The organism is Leifsonia sp. GW821-FHT13C05, from assembly GCF_058806515.1.
In genome coordinates, this window is record NZ_JBXAPT010000002.1 from 517,964 (window position 1) to 537,154 (window position 19,191).

Sequence of the window (19,191 nt, forward strand, 5' to 3'; positions counted from 1 at the left end):
CATGCATCCCACCCCGGCGGCGCCCGGAAAAGGTGGCCGGAATCGGCTACCGCTCGGGCGCGAATCGTCTCGTGGCGAGCCTCGCGCATCCCCTAGCGTCGTGTCCACGACAGCATCGAGCGGGCCGGGGGTACCAGTGATGGCGGACGACGACGAGCGCAATTCCGTCTCGTTCTATCTGCGATCGTCCGTGCGCCAGCGCTCGCGCGCGGCCTTCGAGGCGACCAAGCACCACGAATCCGACCGGAGCTGGTCCGACCTGATGGAGAAGGCGCTCGTCGCTGAGCTGGAACGCCGCGAGGCGCTCTACAACGACGGGCACCCATACCTCGGCGGGCCTGAACGACTGACGCCCGGCCGTCGCCCGCGCAGCGAGATCGCGTCAGCCGGCGAGCAGGGCGAGGCAGCTGCGCCCCGGGGCTAGGCCAACGCGTTCAGCACGAGCGCCGCGATGGTGTCGTGCGGTCACGGGATGCCCGCGAGGTCTGCGATGACACCCACCAAACCGTAGCTCTCCGGGAGGGCGAGGCCGGAGAACCCGAGCGTGGAGGGTCCGCGGCGTTCCATGCCCGGGATGAGCAGAGCACGCTCGGTCATCTCCGGCCGGCGCACATCGACCTCCAGGTCGACGGGCCCGGCGAATCGCGGAGGCCGCACGGATGCGCGGGCCGCGAGAGCCTCCGGGACGGCCTGCTCGATGCGCTCACTGGCGACGGCCGGGTGAAGGTTCTCGGCGGCGTGACCTCCGCGAGCCCACTTGACGACCACCGCCCGGATGCCCGGAGCGACATCCTCGGCTTCAGCGGCCACCGTGTCGTCACCGCTGACCAGCACCGGAACGGCCCCGTAGTGTGCTGCCAGGGCTGCGCTCAGGCCGATCTCGCCCAGGGTCGTCCCGTCGATGCGCACGGACGAGATGACCGCCCCGCTGATCGTGTGCGCCAGGACCGAGTCGGCGGTTCCGGCCCGGCCGTGGTAACCGATCAGGCACACCGCATCCACTGCGCTGTCGATGCCGGTCAGCATGTCCTGCGGACGGGGAGTGCCGCGAACCAGTCGCGCTCGCCTGTCGAGCCGTTGCGGCAGGATGTTCCGGTACTTCGCGTGGGCGTCGCACACCAGCACCTCAGCGTCCTGGTCGAAGGCGAGCACCCCACGGACGGCCGCGCTGGCTTCGTCGGTCATCCACTCCCTGGCCAGCGCCCACTCCGGGGAGCCCGGTGCGATGTCGGCGCGGTCGACCACCCCGGCGATGCCTTCCATGTCCACAGAGATCAGAACTCGCATCACCGCATCATAAGGCGGGCGTCGTCACGGTTCGGTGTCTGAGTCTGATCTCAGTGCGTCGGCGAGCGTGTTGGATTCCGCGGCTTCGCGGTACCTGGCCCAGGCCGCCAGCTGCCACGCGGTCGGCTCGCGCCCTTCGAAGATCGCCTCCGCGATCGCGTTGGCATAGAGATCACGCATCTCTTCGGCCTGGCGTCGCAACGGCATGGGGCTCCCACTCACGTTCACTCACACCCCGTCGGTAGCGCCGGGAGCATTCATGATTATGCATGCTTTTGACGCTCAGTGAGTCTTCGACCCCTCCAGCTCGACGCTGGCACCCTCGGCCCCGGATGCTTTGACCCTGTCCAAAAACGCGATGGTCGACTGCAGGGCTGAGCGCGCCTTCGCGAAGTCGAGGTGGAACTGGTACTCGTGGGGCAGGGCGGGCGACTCGTCGGCCGGGTAGAAGACGCTCGTCACATCCACTCCGAGCCCTTCGAGCTTCTTCGCGAGCGGCTTCGACTGGCTGTCGGTGAGCGGGTCGGCGTTGCCGCCGGAGATCCACGTGGTCGGGAAGTCGGCGGTCACGTCCTCGATCGTGGACATGTCGCGGCCGCCCGGGGTCTTCGACCAGTCCTTCTCGCCGAGGTACGACCAGAGCGCGATGCGGAAGCCCCAGCCGCCGATGCCGGGGGCGTCCGGGATGCCGCGCACGTCGTAGATCCCGCAGTTGAGGATGACGGCCTTGAGCTGCTTCGCGGTCAGCGTCGGGGTGACGCCGACGCGCTCGGCGTATGCCGGGTTGGTGACGATGGTGGCGAGCTGCGCCGTGTACTGGGAACCGGCGGAGTCGCCGGCGATCACGATGCTGTTCGGGTCGATGTTGTACTCGGCCGCGTGCTCGACGAGGAAGCCGAGGGCATCGTTGAGCTGGTTCAGGGCGGTGGGGTACGTGGTCTCGGGCGAGATCGTGTAGTTGAGGGAGACCGTAGTGTAGCCGTGCGAGGCGAGGATCTGGGTGTACGGGTCCACGTTGGACTTGTCGCCGGAGATCCAGGCGCCGCCGTGGATCCAGACCACCGTGGTCAACGGGGTGGATGCGCCGGTGGGCGTGAACACGTCCAGCGAGGTGTCGGATCCGGCGTTCCCGTACGCGATGTCGCGGTGCGCATCCACCCCGGACTTCGGGACGTATGGTTCCATCTCCGCGACGGTGTCGGCGGCGCCCCGCTCGAACAGCGCCCGGATGAGCAGCGCGGACGGCCACGGGTTGAAGAACGCCACCACCAGGACGGTGACCACCGCGAGCCCCAGCGCCATGAACACGACCGAGACGACGCTGTCATACCAGCGTTTATGTATACGAGTCCCCACGGGATGACCCTATTGGATGCGCCGGATGCGCGGGATGCGCCCCGCTCAGCCCGTGCGGGTGGCGTCGATGTGCTGCTCCAGCCACCAGGTGCTGCCCTCGTCGTCGGACACCCAGCCGTCCCACGAGAACGAGTCGGCGGTGATCGCGCTGAAGTTCCAGCGGATCGGCCTGCCGTCGGTCTGGGTGCCGTCCTGGCGGATCCCGTCGCGGTGGTGGGCGCTCGCGACGAGCGTGCAGAAGTCACCGGCGACCGCGCCGAACCAGCTCACCCGCCACAGCCCGAGCACCGGGTCGTAGACGCGGATCGTGGTGCCCTTCGCCTCCGTCATCGACGGGTCGGACGCTGCCGGGGCGACCAGCACATCCTGAACGGCTCGGCCGCCGAGCGTGTACGCGAACAGCCAGTCGGTCGTGAACTCCGACCACGCGCCCGACTCCTCGTCGAGGAAGCGGCACTCCGCCCGCCAGCTGCCGACCAGTTGGCCGAACAGCTGCATCCTCTGCGGGCGGACGGGCGTCGGGCCTGCCGCCACGAGTGCCCGCGCGAACGCTGCGTCTGTCGTCTCGCTCATGGTTCTGCCCTCCGGGAGGATGGGACGGACGCGATCAACCGGCGGTGCGACCCGCCTCTGTCGTGGACACGTCCGTGCGGTGGAAGTTGAGGAACGAACGCGACGCCGTCGGGCCGCGCTGGCCCTGGTATCGCGAGCTGTACTCGCTCGACCCGTACGGCTTCTCGGCCGCGGAGGTGAGCCGGAAGAAGCACATCTGCCCGATCTTCATGCCGGGCCAGAGCTTGATCGGCAGGGTGGCCACGTTGCTCAGTTCGAGCGTGACGTGCCCGGAGAATCCCGGGTCGATGAAGCCCGCGGTGGAGTGCGTGAGCAGGCCGAGGCGACCGAGCGAGCTCTTGCCCTCGAGCCGGGCGGCGACGTCGTCCGGAAGCGAGACCAGCTCGAAGGTGGAGCCGAGCACGAACTCACCGGGGTGCAGGATGAACGGCTGGTCAGCATCCACTTCGACCAACCTGGTCAGCTCGGGCTGATCCTCTGCCGGGTCGATGAAGGGGTACTTGTGGTTGTCGAACAGCCGGAAGAAGCGGTCGAGGCGCACATCGACGCTCGACGGCTGCACCATCGACACGTCGAACGGTTCGAGAGCGATACGGCCGGAGCCGAGCTCGGCCTTGATGTCGCGGTCTGAGAGAAGCACGGGATCAGCCTACCGGGATGCGCGTGGCGCGCAGAGGGAAACCGGGCGCCGGGTCAGCGCGCGGCGTCGGCGGACGCGTCGGCAGCATCCACCGCGGTGTCCGCGTGCTCGGCGGCCCACGAGGCGAGCAGCCGCAGCCGTTCGACCGACGGAGAGCCGGGCTCCGCCGTGTAGAGGAGGAGCACATGGCCCGGCTCCGCCGTCACCGCGAACTCCTCGAAGGCGAGGGTCAGCTCGCCGACGACCGGATGGTGGAAGCGTTTCGTCCCTGCACCGTGGGTGCGGACGTTGTGCGCACCCCACAGCCGACGGAATGTCTCGCTCTGCGTCGAGAGCTCGCCGACGAGATCCTGCATCGCCCTGTTGTGCGGATCCCTGCCCGCCTCTGCGCGCATCATGGCGACGCACATGTCGGCGAACAGGTCCCAGTCCGGATAGAAGTCGCGGGACACGGGATCGAGGAACTGGAACCTGGCGAGGTTCGGCGTGCGCCCTCCGTCGCCGATCAGCGGCGAGTAGAACGCCCGCGCGAGAGCGTTGAACGCGATCACGTCCGACTGGGCGTTGCGCACGACCGCGACACCGTCGGTGAACGCCTCCAGCGCCCAGTGCAGGCTCGGACGCGCAGCCGGGCTCCTGCCCGACCGCCTCCGCTGGCGCCCGGAGACCGGGATGCCGTCTGCCGCACGAGCGAGGTCGAACAGGTGCGCCCGCTCGGTGTCGTCGAGCTGCAACGCCCGCGCCACGGCGTCGAGGACCGCGGCCGACGCGCCCGCGATGCCACCGCGCTCCAGCTTGGCGTAGTACTCCACACTCACATCGGCGAGCATCGCCACTTCCGAGCGGCGCAGCCCGGCGACCCTGCGCCCGGTCCCGGCAGGGAGCCCTGCCTGCTCCGGCGCGAGCTTGGCCCTGCGCGACATGAGGAACTCACGCACCTCTGCTCGATTGTCCATGCAGTCGAGGGTAGGTCAGGATCCGGCCGGGAGGGGTGCCCTGCTGGTACACCTCTCGTCAGAGACTCCCTCGCGCGGCGCGACAGGGGTGTGCTTGATGTCGTGACAGCTTCTCTCCCGACCATTTCCCGGGTTCCGGCAGGACGCGGACTCGCCACGCTTCTGTTGGTGCTGACCGTCTTCGGCCCGATCTCGATGGACCTCTACCTTCCCGCCCTCCCCGCTCTCACCACCGAGCTGGCGGCGGCGACCTCCACGGCGCAGCTCACCGTCACGGCCTGCCTGGTCGGGCTGGCGGCCGGGCAGCTGATCGCCGGGCCACTGTCCGACCGGTTCGGGCGGCGGCGCCCCGCACTGATCGGCGTCGCGGCCTACGTGATCGTGTCCGTGCTCTGCGCGGTGAGTCCCACCGTCGACACCCTCATCGCCGCCAGGCTGGTCCAGGGCATCGCCGGCGGCGTCGGCATCGTGATCGCGCAGGCAGCCGGGCGCGACGTGTACGACGGCGGCAGGCTCATCCGGTTCTACGGGCGGCTGACGGTGGTCGGCGGGTTCGCCGCGATCGTCGGGCCGCTGCTCGGCGGGGCGCTGACGGCGGTGCTCGACTGGCGCGGGCTCTTCCTGGTGCTCGCCGCGATCGGCGCGGTCATCCTCGGCTGGGTCGCCCTCCGGCTGCCGGAGACACTGCACCCGGATGCGCGCACGGCGGCGGGCTTCTCCGTCATCGGCCGCGACCTGCGGCTGCTGTTCGCCGACCGCCGTTTCGTCGGCGCCGTGATCGCGCAGGGCTTCGTCTACGCAGCTCTGTTCGCGTATCTCAGCGGAGCGACCTACGTGCTGCAGGGCGTCTACGGCCTGTCCCCGCAGGGCTACGCGGCCGCCTTCGGGCTGAACTCGGCCGGGTTCATGGTCTTCGGGTATCTGGCCGGACGCGCCAGCAAGACGTGGAGCGTGCTGGGCACGCTGGTCACCGGCCTCGCGGTGGCCGGGCTCGGGGCCGCAGGGCTGCTGGTCGCCGGCCTGGCGCATGTGTCGCTGATCGTGGTCGTCGTCTCGCTCTTCCTCCTGGCGGCGGGCACCGCGATCACCAGCCCGCCGTCGACGACCATCGCGCTAGCGGACTACCCGCAGATCGCGGGGACCGCATCCTCTGTCCTGGGCGCTGCACGCTTCGCGTTCGGAGGCGTGGCCGCTCCGCTGGTCGGCGTCGCCGGCGCCCTGAGCATCCTGCCTCTCGGCCTGGTCACCTCGGTGTCGATCGTCTTGGCGGTGGCCGCTGTGCTCGTCTTCCTCCTCCGTCCGGCGCGAGGGAGCGCCGGCATCACCCACCCCGCAACGGAAGGAACCCCAACATGCGTGGAGTAGTCATGTACGCACCCCGGGATGTGCGCGTCGAAGAGCGCGCGGACCCCACCATCCAGGAGCCGACGGATGCGATCATCCGCGTCTCCGCCGCCTGCATCTGCGGTTCAGACCTGTGGCCGTACCGCGGCACGGACGAGCTCACCGGCCCGACACCGATGGGGCACGAATACGTCGGAGTGGTCGAGCAGCTCGGCGACGACGTGAAGAACGTGAAGGTCGGGGACTTCGTGGTCGGGTCGTTCTTCGCCTCCGACAACACCTGCGAACTCTGCCGGGCGGGATACCAGTCCCACTGCATCCATCGGGTGCCGATGGGCACGCTCGGCACGCAGGCGGAACTCCTCCGGGTGCCGCTGGCGGACGGCACGCTCGTCGCCACCGCGACGGCTCCCACCCCGCGGCAGGTCCGCGGACTGCTCGCCGCCTCCGACGTGCTCGGCACCGGATGGTTCGCGGCCGTCGCTGCCGAGGCCGGTCCTGGGAAGACGGTCGCGGTCGTCGGTGACGGCGCGGTCGGCCTCCTCGGCGTGCTCGCGGCGAAGCAGCTCGGTGCCGACCGCATCATCGCGATGAGCCGCCACGCCGACCGGCAGGCGCTCGCTCGCCGCTTCGGAGCGACGGACATCGTCGAGGAGCGCGGGGACGACGGCGTCGCGAAGATCCAGGCACTCACCGACGGGCTCGGCGCGCACTCGGTCATCGAGGCCGTCGGCACCCAGGAGTCGATGATGCAGGCCATCCGGGCCACCCGGCCGGGCGGACACGTCGGCTACGTCGGCGTCTCGCACGGGGTGGAACTGCCCGGCGAAGAACTGTTCTTCTCCGGCGTGCACCTGCACGGCGGTCCCGCCCCGGTCCGCCGCTTCCTCCCCGAGCTGATCGGGTTGATCATGAATGACGACATCGACGCAGGAGCGGTCTTCGACCTCACCCTGCCGCTCGAGGAGGCGGCAGAGGGATACCGGGCGATGGATGAGCGTCGCGCCACCAAAGTGCTGCTGGAAACGGAGAACGCATGAACATCGAACCGACCGCTCCCACCGTCAAGAATCCGCCGGAGCAGTTCGCCGGCGACGTCTGGGTCGACCCGATCGCCGCGCCGCACGAGGCGGACCAGCGGATGACCGCAGCCCTCGTGCGCTTCGCGCCGGGCGCCCGCACGGCCTGGCACTCGCACGCGAGAGGCCAGTACCTGCGGGTCACGGCGGGCGTCGCCCGGTTCGGCGACCGCGACGGCACCATCATCGAGGTGCATCCCGGCCAGACGCTCTACACCCCGCCCGGCCAGGACCACTGGCACGCCGCCGCCCCCGGATGCTTCATGGAGCACATCGCGCTGCTGGAGTCCGCGGACGATCCTGCAGACACCACCACCTGGAAAGAGCACATCACCGACGACGAGTACGAAGGACGGCGACCGTGAACGACGAGACGACCGGCTGGACCGGCGGCCAGCGCGCCTTCGGGGACTTCGCCCCCGGCATCGCCCACTACACCGACCGCGTGCTGTTCGACGAGGTGTGGGAGCGACAGGATCTCAGCAAGCGCGACCGCAGCCTGATCACCGTCGCCGCACTCGTGGCGGGCGGCAACGTCGACCAGCTGCGCTTCCACCTGCCGTTCGCCCGCGACAACGGGGTGACCCGGGATGAACTGGTCGAGGCGATCACGCACCTCGCGTTCTACTGCGGCTGGCCGAAGGCGATGTCGGCCATGACGGTCGCGAAGGAGGTCTTCGGCGGCGACGAGGCCGCGGCGGGGTGACGGCGGACGGGTGACGGCGGCTGGGTGACGGCGGCTGGGCGCTAGGGTCAGCGCCCGACCGCGGTCCTCAGGATGGCGGCGATGCGCTCCTTGTCCGCGTCGTCCATGCTGGTGACGGCGAAGCCGACCGGCCACAGGTTGCCGTCGTCCAGCTTCGCCGCCTGCTGGAACTCGATGGTGGCGTAACGGATCTTGAACTTCGAGCCCGGCTTGAACGCGACGACCGTCTTGCCGTCCGCGTCGGCGTACGCGGGCATCCCGTACCAGGTCTTGGCGGCGAGCGACGTGTTCTCGGCGACGAGCGCGTGGAACGCCTCGGCGAGCTCCTTGTCCGCGCCGGTCATGGCGGCGATGGCGGCATCGCACGCCGCTGCGGCGTCTGCCCCCTCCTGCGCGGCCTTCTTCTCTGCGACGGCGGCCTTGATCGCGGCCTTCTCTTCTTTGCTGAACGTGGTGGTTGCCATGGTGTCTCCTCTGCCAGGGTTCCGGTGAACTGCCGCCAATCTACGACGGGGCCGGATGCGGCCGCTTCTCGAAACCTGCTCGATCCGTTCGGCGGGCGCGTCGGGCGTGCGGCGCGCATCCCGTGTCGTCGGAGGATATGGCGAGGTCACACCCCGGCGGGCTGCCGCACGCGCGTCGCCGCCCCGGCGGCCCAGGTGCGGTAGCCGCCGTCGAGGTTGACGACGTCGAACCCGTGCTGGGCGAGGATGCGGGCGGCGGTGTGACCGCGCTGGCCCACCTGGCAGTGCACGACGAGCGGCCCATCCGGAAGCTCGGCGAGCCGGGACCGCAGCTCGTCGACCGGGATGTTGAGCGCATCCGGGATCGCGCCGGCCGCATGCTCGCCGGCCGTGCGGACGTCGAAAAGCGTTGCTCCCGCCGCCATGGCATGCTCGAGTTCGTGCCACTGGATCGCGCCCGTGGCGCCAGTGCGCAGGTTGTCTGCGACGTAGCCGAGCTGGTTCACCGGGTCTTTGGCGGAGCCGAACTGCGGTGCATACGCGAGTTCGAGCCGGGCGAGTCCGGAGGCGGTGATGCCGCCCGCCATCGCCACCGCCAGGACGTCGATGCGCTTGTCGACACCATCGCCGCCGACGATCTGGGCGCCGAGGATCGCGTCGCTCTCCGGATCGACCAGCAGCTTCATCGACATCGACTGCGCGCCGGGATAGTAGGTCGCGTGCGACGCGGGATGCGTATGGATGACGCGGTGCGCGCGCCCGGCGGACACCAGCTGCCGCTCGCTCCAGCCGACCTTCGCGGCGACCGTGTCGAACACCTTCACGATGGCGGTGCCGAGCGCGGGCGTGTTCCGCTCCGGACGCCCGGCGATCACGTCGGCGACCGAGCGGCCGTGCCGGTTGGCGAGGCCGGCCATCGTGACCAGCGCCTCCCCACCGGACAGCGCGTCGACCTTCTCGACGCCGTCGCCCACCGCGTAGATGTGCTGGTCGCTGGTGCGGTTGCTCTCGTCCACGGCGATGCCGCCGGTCGGGCCGAGCGTCAGCCCGGCCGTGCGCGCCAGGTCCACGCTCGGCACCACACCGGACGCGTCGACGATGAAGTCGGGCCGCAGCACGCTGCCGTCGTCGAGCACGACGACGCCATCCTGCACCGTGTCGATGGTGACCTGAGTGCGCACGTCGACGCCGTGGCTGCGCAGCTCGGCCTCCAGCTGCACCACCATCTCGGCGTCCAGCGGGGTCAGGATGTGCGGGCCGCGCTGGATGAGCGTGACGTGGATCCCGCGCCGCACCAGGTTCTCGACGGCCTCCAGCCCGATGAACCCGCCGCCGACGACCAGCGCGGAGGGGTTGCCTGCGCCGTCCGCCACTGTCTCCAGCAGCGCGCCGATCGCGTCGACGTCCTCCACGGTGCGCAGCGTGTGGGTGGGGATTCCGGGATGCCCCGCCGCCTCGCGCGCGGTCGCTCCGACGGCCAGAACCAGCTCGTCGTACGCCTCGGTCGAGGTCTCCCCCGACGCGTGATCGAGGATCGTCACCATGCGGGCTGCGGCGTCGATGGCCAGGACTTCGTGGCCGGTCCGCACATCCAGCCGGAACCGGGATGCGAGGGACTGCGGCGTCTGCAGCAGCAGCGCCGACCGGTCACTGATCACGCCGCCGACGTAGTACGGGAGGCCACAGTTCGCGTACGAGACGTACGGGCCACGCTCGAAGACCACGATCTCGCGCTGCTCATCGAGCCGACGCAGCCGGGTCGCTGCCGACATGCCTCCGGCGACGCCGCCGATGATGACGGTTCTCATTCCTGTCTGCCTCCTCGGGCGGTTTGGTATACCCTCCCCGGTATCGTACGATACGGAGGGGGGTATACGAAATCGCCCCTCGAACCCGAGAAAGAGGATCCACCCCGTGTGTTACCCCGTCACCTGCACCACCTGCGGCAAGACCACCTGGAACGGCTGCGGCCAGCACGTCGCCGAGGTCCGCAAGCGCGTCCCGGCGAACGAGTGGTGCAACGGCACCCACACCGACGCGGAAAAGGCGGCGGCGGCACCCACCAGTGGCTTCTTCGCGCGCCTGTTCGGCAAAAGCTGAGCACTCCCCTCCCTACTGCAGAAAGAAGGAACCGTGGCCGAGAACCCCACCCCCGCCGACATCAAGCCCGTCCTCAACCGGCTGCGCCGCGCCCAGGGCCAGCTCAACGCGGTGATCGCCGCCGTCGAGAACGGCGGCAAATGCCGCGACGTCGTCATCCAGCTCGCCGCAGTCTCCAGCGCACTCGACAAGGCCGGCTTCCAGATCATCTCCACCGCCATGCAGAAGTGCCTGAACGACCCGGACGACACCACGGACCCGATCACGGTCGAAGAGCTGGAGAAGCTGTTTCTGACGCTGGCCTGATCGCCCGCTACTGCGAGTCACCTCAAAAACGCGCGTCACTCAGCGAATCAACTCGGGAGCCAAACCGTCGAGGAAGCAGCAATCTCACGCGCACCCAAGTATGGGTCTCGCGTACGAAACACTGGCTCTATTTCGCGCCGAACGGCCGTTGAGACCTCGGCCAGTCCGCCCGGGCAGGGATGGATCGCAGAAGTTCCTTTCCTGCTCGATTCTTCCTGACCCTAGGCTTAGTTTTCGCAAGAATATGGAACACCTGTGCTGCCGCGCGCTGCGGTCCCGAAACCCCGGGTACTCAGATCAGTGAGAACGAGTAGCCGCGTCGAGTCGGCTTTGAAGACTCGCGAAGGCCTCGTCGGCGTAAAGCGTCACGAGCACCCGCAGATGCCAACCCCCACCCATTCCGTTCACACGTTCAACAACGGCTCGGACGCGTGTTCCATCGTTGAGGCAGGGAGTCGTGAGCTTCGCGAGCCAGTCAGGCACATAGCCGACAGGCTCTCCGAGTTCGGTGAAGAACAGTTGAGCGTCAGCGTTGTAGTCGTTTCCAACTTCCGCGACAACCCGAAGTGGTTGGCCCGGTGTAAGTCGTCCCAGGAGATCTTCGAGTTCGACATCTGAGTAAGGACGCGTCCACCCGTCGGCAGTCTCGACGGGTTTCTTGGCCAGATAGCGAACGCCTGCCACCAACGCGGTGCAAGTCCAGCCATCTGCGCTTTCGCGAGGGAAGGGAGTGACCTGGAGGGTGTCACCCTCCGAGGATCCTCCCGAGCGTACGAGCTGCTCCCATAGCGTGGCCGACTCCGGGTCGAGACTCAATCCGTCGAGTACGCGGACGAAGTCTGGACGCGTTGGGTCCAACACTCGCTCGCGGAAAAGGGGAAAGAGCTCATCGCTCTTGTAGGTCTTCGTGAGATCGCGGAAGCCAAGTAGCGGCCTGAATTCTGCGACGTCAGCGACATCGGGTAGGTAGTCGAAGGTGTAGGTTACGCCGTCAAATGTGAGGACGCCGACAGGAATCATCGCACGAGTGCTGGGCTGCTGCCAGATGACGAGCAACTCGGTCTCTGTCACGACGTCAGCACCCTGCGCGTCAAGGACGAATGGCATCTTGGATCCTCCTTCCATTGATCTCCAACACTGCACCTGCGAACCTACACGTGACCTCTGACACTCCGCCGTGGAGCGCGAGGAGAGCCTCGTAGTTTGCGTATGCCAACGAATTCAACAGTCCGGCGAGCCGTGCTCTTCCCGCATCCGTGCAGTTCTTCGAAGCGCGCGCTGCCAGGTCGACCAGCGAAGTCTTCAAGTCTCCATCAAAGCGACGTGCCAGGCCCTTCGACGCGAACGACTCCAGCGCGGCAGTGTCGGCGAGCCTCACAACCCTCGCGGTGTCCGTGAGTTGGAAGCCCAAGCTTGCCTCCATATCGTATGCCGGCGCCAGCGCATCAACGGGTCCTGCACTGGACCGAGCGCGGAGCACAGACCAGTTCTGCTCGTGACGGTCGCCGTTGCCAATCAGTGCATCAAGCACCAAGTAAGCAACGAACACGTCATACGCCGTACATGCCGCCCAGGACGTTGCCTGCGGCGGCGGCGCATACCCATCCAGGGTCCGACCGATGTTCTCGAGCGAGTGCCCGATCGATGCCGATCGATCCCGCAGCGAGTCTCGGAGCTCCACGCCAATCTGGTCCAGCATCGCGAGCCGACCTGTGTCCATGTCGTATTCGGCTGGCCGCACATTTCGTGTGATGACGCCTTCGACCCCGTCACGAACGGCGAGCTGCGCCTCCGCGGCTGGTACCTCCAGGTGGTTGGCAATGGTCGAGGCGACGACCTCAGCCCAATCGCCTACTTGTCGATTGCCGTTGGTCTGTATAGTGGCCGGTTTGAATAGCCAATGTGTTTCCGGACGCGTGGATGATCCGCCTGGTTCCGACACCCACTCCTTCTCTGAGGCACCGCGAGTTTCGACGCGTAGGAACTCCCACTTCGTCACGTCTATACGGTCTGGACTCACACTCCGAAGTCTAGGGATCGCCCCCAGGCCTCGGTGTAGGACACTCGCCCGGGGCGAGGTCAGCCGACGTGACTTCGCCACGTTAGCGGCGCACGAAACGCAGAGTGATTTCTCACGACGCTGAGCAAACGGTGAGTTTGGCCAATAACCATCGACCAGGTAGTCTGGGCCTTAGCCTTCCTTCCCAGTGTTTATCTGGGATTCCAGGCCGCGCGAGTGTAGTTCAATGGTAGAACTTCAGCTTCCCAAGCTGATAGCGCGGGTTCGATTCCCGTCACTCGCTCTCTTTCGGACGCTCACACCAGCACCCCACCGACCGCCGCGTCGAAGTCCTCCTCCACAAGCGCGCCGTTCACCGCCCCGCCCGCGAGGGCCCCGGCGCCGACGGCAATCGGGACGGTGGCCATCGGGTTGATCACGTTGCCTGCCGCCCAGATTCGGGGGTGGCTCGTCGCGCCTGCCTGGTCGACGGTGAGGAAGGAGCCGAGGCCGGCGGGGAGGTCCGTGCGTGCCAGGACGAGGCCGGTCAGGAAGGTGTCGTGCGGGCGGGGTGCTCCGGCGGTGAAGAGGGCGTCGAGGGGGGTCAGCGTTCCGTCTGCGGTGCGGACGCCGGTGACCTGGGGGCCGTCGCCGAGCACCTCCGTGACCGGGGAGGTGACGACGGTTACGCCTCTCGCGCGCAGGCGAGCCTCGTCGGCCGGGGCGAGTTCGCCTGCGGCGGCGGAGAAGAAGATGACGTGGTCGCTCCACTGGCGCACGAGCTTGGCCTGGTGCATGGCCATTGGCGACGTCGCCAGCACCCCGAGGCGACGGTCGCGGACCTCCCAGCCGTGGCAGTACGGGCAGTGCAGCACGGTCTTGCCCCAGCGTTCCGCCAGGCCCGGGATGGTGGGCAGCTCGTCGGTGATTCCCGTCGCGACGACGAGGGCGCGCGCCGGCAGTTCGCGGCCGTCGGTGAGTGTCACCGTGACAGTGGGGCCGCCGTCGGTCACGCTGGCGACCGTGGCGTCCAGGAAGTGGACCCCGTATGCGGCGGCCTCCGCTCGACCAGCGCGCACGAAGTCCGCCGGCGACGTTCCGTCGTTGCCGAGGACGCCGTGCATGCGGTCGGCGAAACGGTTGCGCGGGAGACCGGCGTCGATGACGAGCACACGGCGGCGCGCCCTGCCCAGCATGAGGGCGGCGGAGAGGCCGGCCGCGCTGCCGCCGACGATGATCGCATCCCGAACGGTGGAGGTGTCTGCGGTGTTCATGTCGACAGTCCAGACCACAGATGTGAGAATAGCAATAGCGTTTGCGGAAACGGCAAGATGGGAGACAGTGGATGCGCGACGAGCTCGCACAGGTGGGCGCACGACTCCGGATCGTGCGGCGGTCGCGCGGCTGGACCCTGGAGGAGCTCGCGTCCCGAGCCGGCATGTCGGCGAGCACGCTGTCCCGGCTGGAGTCCGGCAAGCGGCAGGCGAGCCTCGAGCTGCTGCTGCCGCTGACCAGGCAGCTGGGCATCCGGGTCGACGATCTGATCAGTGTCGACGCGAGCGATCCGCGCATCCATCGTCCGGTGATCCGCCGCGACGGGCTCGTGATCGCTCCGCTCGCGCCAGAGAGCTCGCCCGTGCACACGTACAAGATCACGTATCCGCCGGTTGCCGTGCTTCCCGAGCTGCGGGTGCACGACGGATACGAGTGGATCTACGTGCTCGCCGGCCGACTGCGCCTGCGGCTCGGGGATCAGGACCTCACCCTCACCCGCGGCGAGGCCGCCGAGTTCGACACGCGCACACCGCACGCCATCTCGGCAGCGGGCGGCAAACCGGCGCAGGTGATCAGCATCTTCAACGACGACGGGGTCAGGATGCACACCCACGCCCCCGAGCCGCAGGACCCCTGAGCGCCGGGGCCGAGCATCCACCCCGCCACGCTGCGATAGCGTCGTCCCATGCCCGCCGCCCTCACGATCACCCGCGCCGACTTCGCCTCACCGTCCCTGAGCGCGTTCCTGCAGGCGCACCTCGACGACCTCGAGCCGACCGCGCCGCCGGAGAGCAGGCACGCGCTCGACCTGGCCGGGCTGCAGTTGCCGCGAGTGCGGATGTGGACGGCGGTCGACGGCGACGACGTGGTGGGGACCGTCGCGCTCGCCACGCTCGACGAGCCGGGGCACGAGGAACTGAAATCCATGCGCACCGACCCGGAGCGGCGGGGGCAGGGGATCGCCGCCGCACTGCTCGCCCACGCGCTCGACGACGCTCGGGCACGGGGTGTGCGGAGAGTGTCGCTGGAGACCGGATCGATGGACTTCTTCGTGCCTGCGCGGCGGCTGTACGCCAAGGCCGGGTTCGTGGAGTGCGGGCCGTACGGGTCGTACACGGACGACCCGAACAGCGCCTTCATGACCCTGGACATCGACGCCCGACGAGAGGACCGAGCATGATCACCGTTCACCTGCGCTACGAGATCGACGCCGACAAACTCGAGGAGTTCACCGAGTACGGCAGGCGGTGGATCCGGCTGGTCGAGAAGCTGGGCGGACAGCACCACGGCTACTTCATGCCGAGCGAAGGGGACAGCGACGAGGCGTTCGCGCTGTTCACGTTCCCCTCGCTGGCCGAGTACGAGAAGTACCGCACAGCCGTAGCGTCGGACCCCGAGTGCATCGCGGCCTTCCAGTACGCGCGCGACACCGGATGCATCCGCCGCTACGAGCGCCGCTTCACGACGCCGGTCTTCGCGTAGAGAGGCACAGGGTCACCCGAGTCGCGCATCCAGCCAGTCGAACGTGCGCTGGTCGACCAGCGAGCGCGCCAGCGGCTCGCAGTGGAAGTTGGCGCCCTCGTCCGCGGTGAACGGGACGACAGTGGAGACGCCGGGCGTCAGCTCGGCGAGGCGCCGGGACTGGCCCGGCCAGAACTGCTCGTCTTCCGGTTCGGTGATCAGCAGCGGCGTGGTGATGGAGGACGCGACGTTGTCCAGGCGGTAGTTGAGAACCGCCTTGACCGTCTCGAAATAGCTGTCCTTCATGTACGGCCTGGCCCGGAACTCCCAGGTGCGGGCGAGATCCGGGGAGAACTTCATCGCGAGCTCCATGTCGCGGTCGAACTTCTCGCTCTCGCCGTCGGCCAGGAGCTTCAGCATGCTCTTGGGGAGGTGGCCGGTCCACGAGGTCGACACATCCACGACGCCGGGGTCGACGACGGCGGCCGCGATGCGGTGCTCGAACGCGAGCGCCCTCGGCACCCAGTAGCCGCCCTGGCTGATGCCGCAGATCGCCAGCTTGTCGCGGTCGACGTCGTCGCGGCCGAGGAGGTAATCGACCACCGGGGTGATCACCGCCTCCCAGTCGTGACGGAACGGCATCCCGCGCTCGAACAGCATCGACTGCTGGCCCGGGCCGTCGAACATCAGCACGTTGTACCCGCGCTGCAACGCTCCAGCTCCGCCGCTCGCCCACATCGAACTGATCGCGCCGTCGCTGCCGTTGTTCATGATGAGCGTCCGGCCCGACCCCGCCGTGCCCCACGGCCGGAAGAAGTATCCGGGAAGCGACGTGCCCTCGTACGGGATGTTCACCCGGTGGATCGAGACAGGGGTCGTGTCGACGAAACGGTCCCAGGCCGCACGGTGCTCGCGGAACGTCGGCAGCAGCGCATCCGACGACGGCAGGGAGGCGACCGCGTTCAGCGCCGCGCCCAGATACGTGGATGCGCGGAGGTACGACCGCGAGGCACTGATGTCGTTCCCGGCAGCCGCCTGGTCGTCCCCGGCGGCGCGCAGCCGCGAGCCGAGCGCCAGCCACGCGGCGAACCAGGCCTCGTGGTCCCGCTCCCCGACGGACTCCACCGCGGCGAGCACCTCACCGGTGTCCGCTGCCCCGGAGAACGCGTGACCGAGCACGACGCGGAGGTCGTAATCGAAGTCGTGGTTGTGGAAGAACCCGTCGGTGAACGGGCCGTGGGGGTGGTGCACAGGTGAGCCGAGAGCCATGTCCGGCCTCCTTCGACGAAGCGGCTGACATTTCGGAGCCTAATCCTGCCGTGCGCTCTGCGCCAGGAGGTCCCTTCCCGGCCGCAGACGCCGACCCCTATGCTGTGCGCATGAGCACCAAGAGCAGGCAGGGACCCCACAAGGAAGAGACGCTCGACATCAGTGCCGGTGTCGGTCGGGGCGCGTGGGGCGCCTTCGCCGGGCTGATCGTCGCCGTGCTGATCGCATACCCGCTGTCCGCGTGCATCGCGTTCGCCACGCATCCCGCGACGCAGAAGATGTTCGGCGGACGCCTCGAATCGGCGTCGCAGTTCGGTTTTCAGGCGTTCTGGTGGATCCTCGCCCTCGGCTGCCTCGCCCTGCCGTTCCTCGTCGGGTTCGGCATCGCCAAGCTGTCCAAGCGCACCCTCGGCGTGATCGGCGGGATCGTGGGCGTGTTCCTCATCCTGGTGATCGTGTTCGGTCAGGTGTTCGCGTTCTGAGGTCGGCCGGGAGCCGGACGGTGACGACCGCGCCGCCGTCCTTCCCCTCGTTCGCCACCGCGACGGTGCCGCCGTGCCTGGAGACGACGTCGGCGACGAGGGCGAGACCCAGGCCGTAGTGCCTGCCCGCCCTGTCGGCGGTGCGCGTCGACGCGAACCGCTCGAACACGCGGCGATCGTCGCCGTCCGCGAACCCGGGGCCGTCGTCGCTGACGGTGAGCACCACGTCCCCTCCTGCGCGCCCGACATCGACGACCACTCGGGATGCGGCGTGATCGACGGCGTTGTCGACCAGCGCCACCACCATCCTCCTCAGCGACACCGGGGTCCCGGATACCTCGGCGGACTCCCCCGGGCCGCCGACCTCGATCACCACGTCGCGTTCTGCGGCCCGCGCCTCCGCCGCCCGCGCCACCGCTGCCGCGACAACCGCGAGGTTCACCCGTTCCGCCTCCGCCGCCTGCCGGGGGTCGGCCGCGATCAGCAGGTCTTCGACGATCTCCGTGAGCGCCTTGCTGTCGTCGACGATCTCGTCGATGCCGGACCTGACCTCCTGGTCGACGGCGGGGGACGCATCCCGTGCCCGGCGGCGCACCAGCTGGGCGCGCGTGCTGAGCAGGGTCAGCGGGGTGCGCAGTTCGTGGCTCGCGTCGGCGACGAACCGGCGCTGCAGGGCGAGGGCGTCGGCGAGCGGCTGCATGGCGCGGCGCGCGAAGAAGACGGCGAGGAACGCGCCGGCCACCACGGCGACGACGCCCGAGATGACGAGAGCCCCGACGAGGCGGCCAAGCTCCTCCGCCTGCTCGCCCAGCCCGTACGACACCTGCACCACCTTCCCGCGGCGGATGTCGGTGACGGTGAGGTAGCTCTGCCCTCCGGCCTCGACGGTGGAGGTCTCTGCCGGGCCGCCCGCCTGCACGCGCGCGAGCGCCGCTTCGTCCGGCAGCCCGTCCGGCAGCCCGGGCGAACTCTCCCTGCCCAGCGGCGAGATGACGGTCACGAGGAGGTTGCGCGGGGCGTCGTGCACCGAGTCGACCTGGGAGGCGTCGGCCAGCGTGCGCTTGGCCGCTTCGGTCTGCCCTGCCGACACGACCAGCAGGACAACGGCACCGAGCACCACGAACAGCACCAGGATGGTCGCCGTGAACTGGAGCGCGAGCCTGGTGGCCGCCGAGCGAGCCTCCGTGCGTTCGGGCGACGTCACGACGCTGCACCCGTCACGACAGCGAGCCCATCCGGTAGCCGAGGCCGCGGACCGTCTCGATGAGGTCGCGGCCGAACTTCTTGCGCAGGTGGTGCACGTACGTGTCGACCACCCCCGGGTCGTCCGCATCGGCGAACACGGTGTCCAGCAGCACGGCCCGCGAGAACACCTGCGTCGGCCGCCGCGCCAGCTGCTCGAGCAGCGCGGACTCGCGTTCGGAGAGCACGACGCGCTCGCCCTGGGAGGTGACGACCGTGCGGTTGCCGACCTCGAGCATCCCGCCCGGGAACCGCACAGCGGGGGTGGTGGATCCGCTCCTCCGCCTGAGCACCCGCAGCCGCGCGAGCAGTTCGTCGATGTCGAACGGCTTGGCCAGGTAGTCTTCCGCGCCGCCGTCCAGCCCCTCGACCCTGTGCGCGGCGTTGCCGAGGGCGGAGAGGATGAGCACGGGAACGGTGACGCCGTTGTCGCGCAGGCGGCCGAGCACATCCAGTCCGTCCAGGATGGGCAGCCCGCGGTCGAGGAGGACGACGTCGACCTCCTCGGTGAGGCCGAGGTGGAGGGCGCGCTGGCCGTCCGTGGCGACGACGACCTCGTAGCCCTCCGAGGTGAGGAGTTCGGTCAGCATCCCGGCAAGGCGCGCGTCGTCCTCGGCTACCAGCACCCGGGGCATCCCGCTCACTGTCGCAG

At 68.9% G+C, this 19,191-nt stretch carries 25 protein-coding genes and 1 tRNA gene; 12 read left to right on the top strand and 14 right to left on the bottom strand.

What is annotated here, in order from left to right:
- Positions 1–100 precede the first annotated feature (100 nt).
- Positions 101–424: a ParB family protein gene (locus tag AC1ROC_RS09080; protein WP_143465585.1), complete on the top strand. Its 324-nt coding sequence runs from the start codon at positions 101–103 to the stop codon at positions 422–424.
- 41 nt (positions 425–465) lie between these two features.
- On the opposite strand, the gene AC1ROC_RS09085 is transcribed toward AC1ROC_RS09080, so the two are convergent.
- From AC1ROC_RS09085 to AC1ROC_RS09110, 6 genes are all read right to left on the bottom strand, one after another.
- On the bottom strand, positions 466–1,287 hold the full coding sequence (locus AC1ROC_RS09085; protein ID WP_085368243.1) for a M55 family metallopeptidase: 822 nt from the start codon (positions 1,285–1,287) through the stop codon (positions 466–468).
- Positions 1,288–1,311: 24 nt separating this feature from the next.
- Positions 1,312–1,494, bottom strand: coding sequence for a hypothetical protein (locus AC1ROC_RS09090; protein WP_085368244.1), 183 nt, complete (start codon positions 1,492–1,494; stop codon positions 1,312–1,314).
- 75 nt (positions 1,495–1,569) lie between these two features.
- Positions 1,570–2,643 (bottom strand): alpha/beta hydrolase, encoded by a 1,074-nt coding sequence (locus AC1ROC_RS09095; RefSeq protein WP_492999626.1) that lies wholly within the window; start codon positions 2,641–2,643, stop codon positions 1,570–1,572.
- A gap of 45 nt (positions 2,644–2,688) precedes the next feature.
- Complete coding sequence (locus AC1ROC_RS09100; RefSeq protein WP_168690503.1) at positions 2,689–3,216, bottom strand: hypothetical protein; 528 nt, start codon at positions 3,214–3,216, stop codon at positions 2,689–2,691.
- A 34-nt stretch (positions 3,217–3,250) separates the two neighbouring features.
- Complete coding sequence (dcd, locus tag AC1ROC_RS09105) at positions 3,251–3,856, bottom strand: dCTP deaminase (RefSeq protein WP_085368246.1); 606 nt, start codon at positions 3,854–3,856, stop codon at positions 3,251–3,253.
- 53 nt (positions 3,857–3,909) lie between these two features.
- A complete protein-coding gene (locus AC1ROC_RS09110) occupies positions 3,910–4,812 on the bottom strand; it encodes a helix-turn-helix transcriptional regulator (protein ID WP_492999628.1) in 903 nt (300 codons plus the stop codon).
- Between the two features lie 102 nt (positions 4,813–4,914).
- Between AC1ROC_RS09110 and AC1ROC_RS09115 the strand changes: the two genes are divergently transcribed.
- Genes AC1ROC_RS09115 through AC1ROC_RS09130 form a run of 4 tightly spaced genes read left to right on the top strand, consistent with a single transcriptional unit; the run spans position 4,915 to position 7,941 of the window.
- A complete protein-coding gene (locus tag AC1ROC_RS09115; protein ID WP_492999630.1) occupies positions 4,915–6,177 on the top strand; it encodes a multidrug effflux MFS transporter in 1,263 nt (420 codons plus the stop codon).
- Positions 6,165–7,196, top strand: coding sequence for a zinc-dependent alcohol dehydrogenase family protein (locus tag AC1ROC_RS09120; protein WP_492999631.1), 1,032 nt, complete (start codon positions 6,165–6,167; stop codon positions 7,194–7,196). The genes AC1ROC_RS09115 and AC1ROC_RS09120 overlap by 13 nt, the downstream gene beginning before the upstream one ends.
- A complete protein-coding gene (locus AC1ROC_RS09125; RefSeq protein ID WP_434950150.1) occupies positions 7,193–7,600 on the top strand; it encodes a (R)-mandelonitrile lyase in 408 nt (135 codons plus the stop codon). Before AC1ROC_RS09120 ends, AC1ROC_RS09125 begins: the two co-directional genes overlap by 4 nt.
- On the top strand, positions 7,597–7,941 hold the full coding sequence (locus tag AC1ROC_RS09130) for a carboxymuconolactone decarboxylase family protein (RefSeq protein WP_492999637.1): 345 nt from the start codon (positions 7,597–7,599) through the stop codon (positions 7,939–7,941). Before AC1ROC_RS09125 ends, AC1ROC_RS09130 begins: the two co-directional genes overlap by 4 nt.
- Before the next feature lie 47 nt (positions 7,942–7,988).
- Here the strand turns inward: AC1ROC_RS09130 and AC1ROC_RS09135 are convergent, their stop codons facing one another.
- Together AC1ROC_RS09135 and AC1ROC_RS09140 are read right to left on the bottom strand one after the other, a co-directional pair.
- Positions 7,989–8,405, bottom strand: a complete 417-nt coding sequence (locus AC1ROC_RS09135) for a hypothetical protein (RefSeq protein WP_492999639.1) — start codon at positions 8,403–8,405, stop codon at positions 7,989–7,991.
- 146 nt (positions 8,406–8,551) lie between these two features.
- Entirely contained in the window at positions 8,552–10,213 is a 1,662-nt protein-coding gene (locus AC1ROC_RS09140) for an FAD-dependent oxidoreductase (protein WP_492999641.1), read from the bottom strand.
- Between the two features lie 106 nt (positions 10,214–10,319).
- On the opposite strand from AC1ROC_RS09140, the gene AC1ROC_RS09145 reads away from it, so the two are divergent.
- Entirely contained in the window at positions 10,320–10,505 is a 186-nt protein-coding gene (locus AC1ROC_RS09145) for a DUF8730 family Cys-rich protein (protein ID WP_085368252.1), read from the top strand.
- Positions 10,506–10,538: 33 nt separating this feature from the next.
- Complete coding sequence (locus AC1ROC_RS09150) at positions 10,539–10,811, top strand: metal-sensitive transcriptional regulator (RefSeq protein WP_179150718.1); 273 nt, start codon at positions 10,539–10,541, stop codon at positions 10,809–10,811.
- A 297-nt stretch (positions 10,812–11,108) separates the two neighbouring features.
- Here AC1ROC_RS09150 and AC1ROC_RS09155 read toward each other — a convergent pair whose 3' ends face one another.
- Together AC1ROC_RS09155 and AC1ROC_RS09160 are read right to left on the bottom strand one after the other, a co-directional pair.
- Positions 11,109–11,918, bottom strand: coding sequence for a hypothetical protein (locus AC1ROC_RS09155; RefSeq protein WP_492999645.1), 810 nt, complete (start codon positions 11,916–11,918; stop codon positions 11,109–11,111).
- A complete protein-coding gene (locus AC1ROC_RS09160; protein WP_492999650.1) occupies positions 11,902–12,810 on the bottom strand; it encodes a HipA domain-containing protein in 909 nt (302 codons plus the stop codon). The genes AC1ROC_RS09155 and AC1ROC_RS09160 overlap by 17 nt, the downstream gene beginning before the upstream one ends.
- Positions 12,811–13,043: 233 nt before the next feature.
- Here AC1ROC_RS09160 and AC1ROC_RS09165 point away from each other — a divergent pair.
- A tRNA-Gly gene (locus tag AC1ROC_RS09165) sits at positions 13,044–13,114 on the top strand.
- Positions 13,115–13,127: 13 nt separating this feature from the next.
- Here the strand turns inward: AC1ROC_RS09165 and AC1ROC_RS09170 are convergent.
- Complete coding sequence (locus AC1ROC_RS09170) at positions 13,128–14,084, bottom strand: NAD(P)/FAD-dependent oxidoreductase (RefSeq protein ID WP_492999652.1); 957 nt, start codon at positions 14,082–14,084, stop codon at positions 13,128–13,130.
- Between the two features lie 71 nt (positions 14,085–14,155).
- Between AC1ROC_RS09170 and AC1ROC_RS09175 the strand changes: the two genes are divergently transcribed.
- Genes AC1ROC_RS09175 through AC1ROC_RS09185 form a run of 3 tightly spaced genes read left to right on the top strand, consistent with a single transcriptional unit; the run spans position 14,156 to position 15,567 of the window.
- Complete coding sequence (locus AC1ROC_RS09175; RefSeq protein WP_492999657.1) at positions 14,156–14,722, top strand: helix-turn-helix domain-containing protein; 567 nt, start codon at positions 14,156–14,158, stop codon at positions 14,720–14,722.
- A gap of 48 nt (positions 14,723–14,770) precedes the next feature.
- Entirely contained in the window at positions 14,771–15,265 is a 495-nt protein-coding gene (locus tag AC1ROC_RS09180; RefSeq protein WP_492999658.1) for a GNAT family N-acetyltransferase, read from the top strand.
- Complete coding sequence (locus tag AC1ROC_RS09185) at positions 15,262–15,567, top strand: NIPSNAP family protein (protein ID WP_492999661.1); 306 nt, start codon at positions 15,262–15,264, stop codon at positions 15,565–15,567. The genes AC1ROC_RS09180 and AC1ROC_RS09185 overlap by 4 nt, the downstream gene beginning before the upstream one ends.
- A gap of 12 nt (positions 15,568–15,579) precedes the next feature.
- Here the strand turns inward: AC1ROC_RS09185 and AC1ROC_RS09190 are convergent, their stop codons facing one another.
- A complete protein-coding gene (locus AC1ROC_RS09190) occupies positions 15,580–16,815 on the bottom strand; it encodes an alpha/beta hydrolase family protein (RefSeq protein WP_492999663.1) in 1,236 nt (411 codons plus the stop codon).
- A 110-nt stretch (positions 16,816–16,925) separates the two neighbouring features.
- Here AC1ROC_RS09190 and AC1ROC_RS09195 point away from each other — a divergent pair, with 110 nt between their 5' ends.
- On the top strand, positions 16,926–17,297 hold the full coding sequence (locus AC1ROC_RS09195) for a hypothetical protein (RefSeq protein WP_492999665.1): 372 nt from the start codon (positions 16,926–16,928) through the stop codon (positions 17,295–17,297).
- On the opposite strand, the gene AC1ROC_RS09200 is transcribed toward AC1ROC_RS09195, so the two are convergent.
- Both AC1ROC_RS09200 and AC1ROC_RS09205 read right to left on the bottom strand, forming a co-directional pair.
- Complete coding sequence (locus tag AC1ROC_RS09200) at positions 17,257–18,501, bottom strand: sensor histidine kinase (RefSeq protein WP_492999667.1); 1,245 nt, start codon at positions 18,499–18,501, stop codon at positions 17,257–17,259. The genes AC1ROC_RS09195 and AC1ROC_RS09200 overlap by 41 nt on opposite strands.
- 13 nt (positions 18,502–18,514) lie before the next feature.
- On the bottom strand, positions 18,515–19,174 hold the full coding sequence (locus tag AC1ROC_RS09205) for a response regulator transcription factor (RefSeq protein WP_493000009.1): 660 nt from the start codon (positions 19,172–19,174) through the stop codon (positions 18,515–18,517).
- Positions 19,175–19,191 lie beyond the last annotated feature (17 nt).

Coding starts and splice junctions, on each gene's coding strand:
- AC1ROC_RS09085 (WP_085368243.1), bottom strand. CDS start 1,287: ATGCGAGTTCTGATCTCTGTGGACATGGAAGGCATCGCCGGGGTGGTC.
- AC1ROC_RS09090 (WP_085368244.1), bottom strand. CDS start 1,494: ATGCCGTTGCGACGCCAGGCCGAAGAGATGCGTGATCTCTATGCCAAC.
- AC1ROC_RS09100 (WP_168690503.1), bottom strand. CDS start 3,216: ATGAGCGAGACGACAGACGCAGCGTTCGCGCGGGCACTCGTGGCGGCA.
- AC1ROC_RS09110 (WP_492999628.1), bottom strand. CDS start 4,812: ATGGACAATCGAGCAGAGGTGCGTGAGTTCCTCATGTCGCGCAGGGCC.
- AC1ROC_RS09120 (WP_492999631.1), top strand. CDS start 6,165: ATGCGTGGAGTAGTCATGTACGCACCCCGGGATGTGCGCGTCGAAGAG.
- AC1ROC_RS09125 (WP_434950150.1), top strand. CDS start 7,193: ATGAACATCGAACCGACCGCTCCCACCGTCAAGAATCCGCCGGAGCAG.
- AC1ROC_RS09135 (WP_492999639.1), bottom strand. CDS start 8,405: ATGGCAACCACCACGTTCAGCAAAGAAGAGAAGGCCGCGATCAAGGCC.
- AC1ROC_RS09140 (WP_492999641.1), bottom strand. CDS start 10,213: ATGAGAACCGTCATCATCGGCGGCGTCGCCGGAGGCATGTCGGCAGCG.
- AC1ROC_RS09155 (WP_492999645.1), bottom strand. CDS start 11,918: ATGCCATTCGTCCTTGACGCGCAGGGTGCTGACGTCGTGACAGAGACC.
- AC1ROC_RS09170 (WP_492999652.1), bottom strand. CDS start 14,084: ATGAACACCGCAGACACCTCCACCGTTCGGGATGCGATCATCGTCGGC.
- AC1ROC_RS09175 (WP_492999657.1), top strand. CDS start 14,156: ATGCGCGACGAGCTCGCACAGGTGGGCGCACGACTCCGGATCGTGCGG.
- AC1ROC_RS09180 (WP_492999658.1), top strand. CDS start 14,771: ATGCCCGCCGCCCTCACGATCACCCGCGCCGACTTCGCCTCACCGTCC.
- AC1ROC_RS09185 (WP_492999661.1), top strand. CDS start 15,262: ATGATCACCGTTCACCTGCGCTACGAGATCGACGCCGACAAACTCGAG.
- AC1ROC_RS09190 (WP_492999663.1), bottom strand. CDS start 16,815: ATGGCTCTCGGCTCACCTGTGCACCACCCCCACGGCCCGTTCACCGAC.
- AC1ROC_RS09195 (WP_492999665.1), top strand. CDS start 16,926: ATGAGCACCAAGAGCAGGCAGGGACCCCACAAGGAAGAGACGCTCGAC.
- AC1ROC_RS09205 (WP_493000009.1), bottom strand. CDS start 19,174: ATGCCCCGGGTGCTGGTAGCCGAGGACGACGCGCGCCTTGCCGGGATG.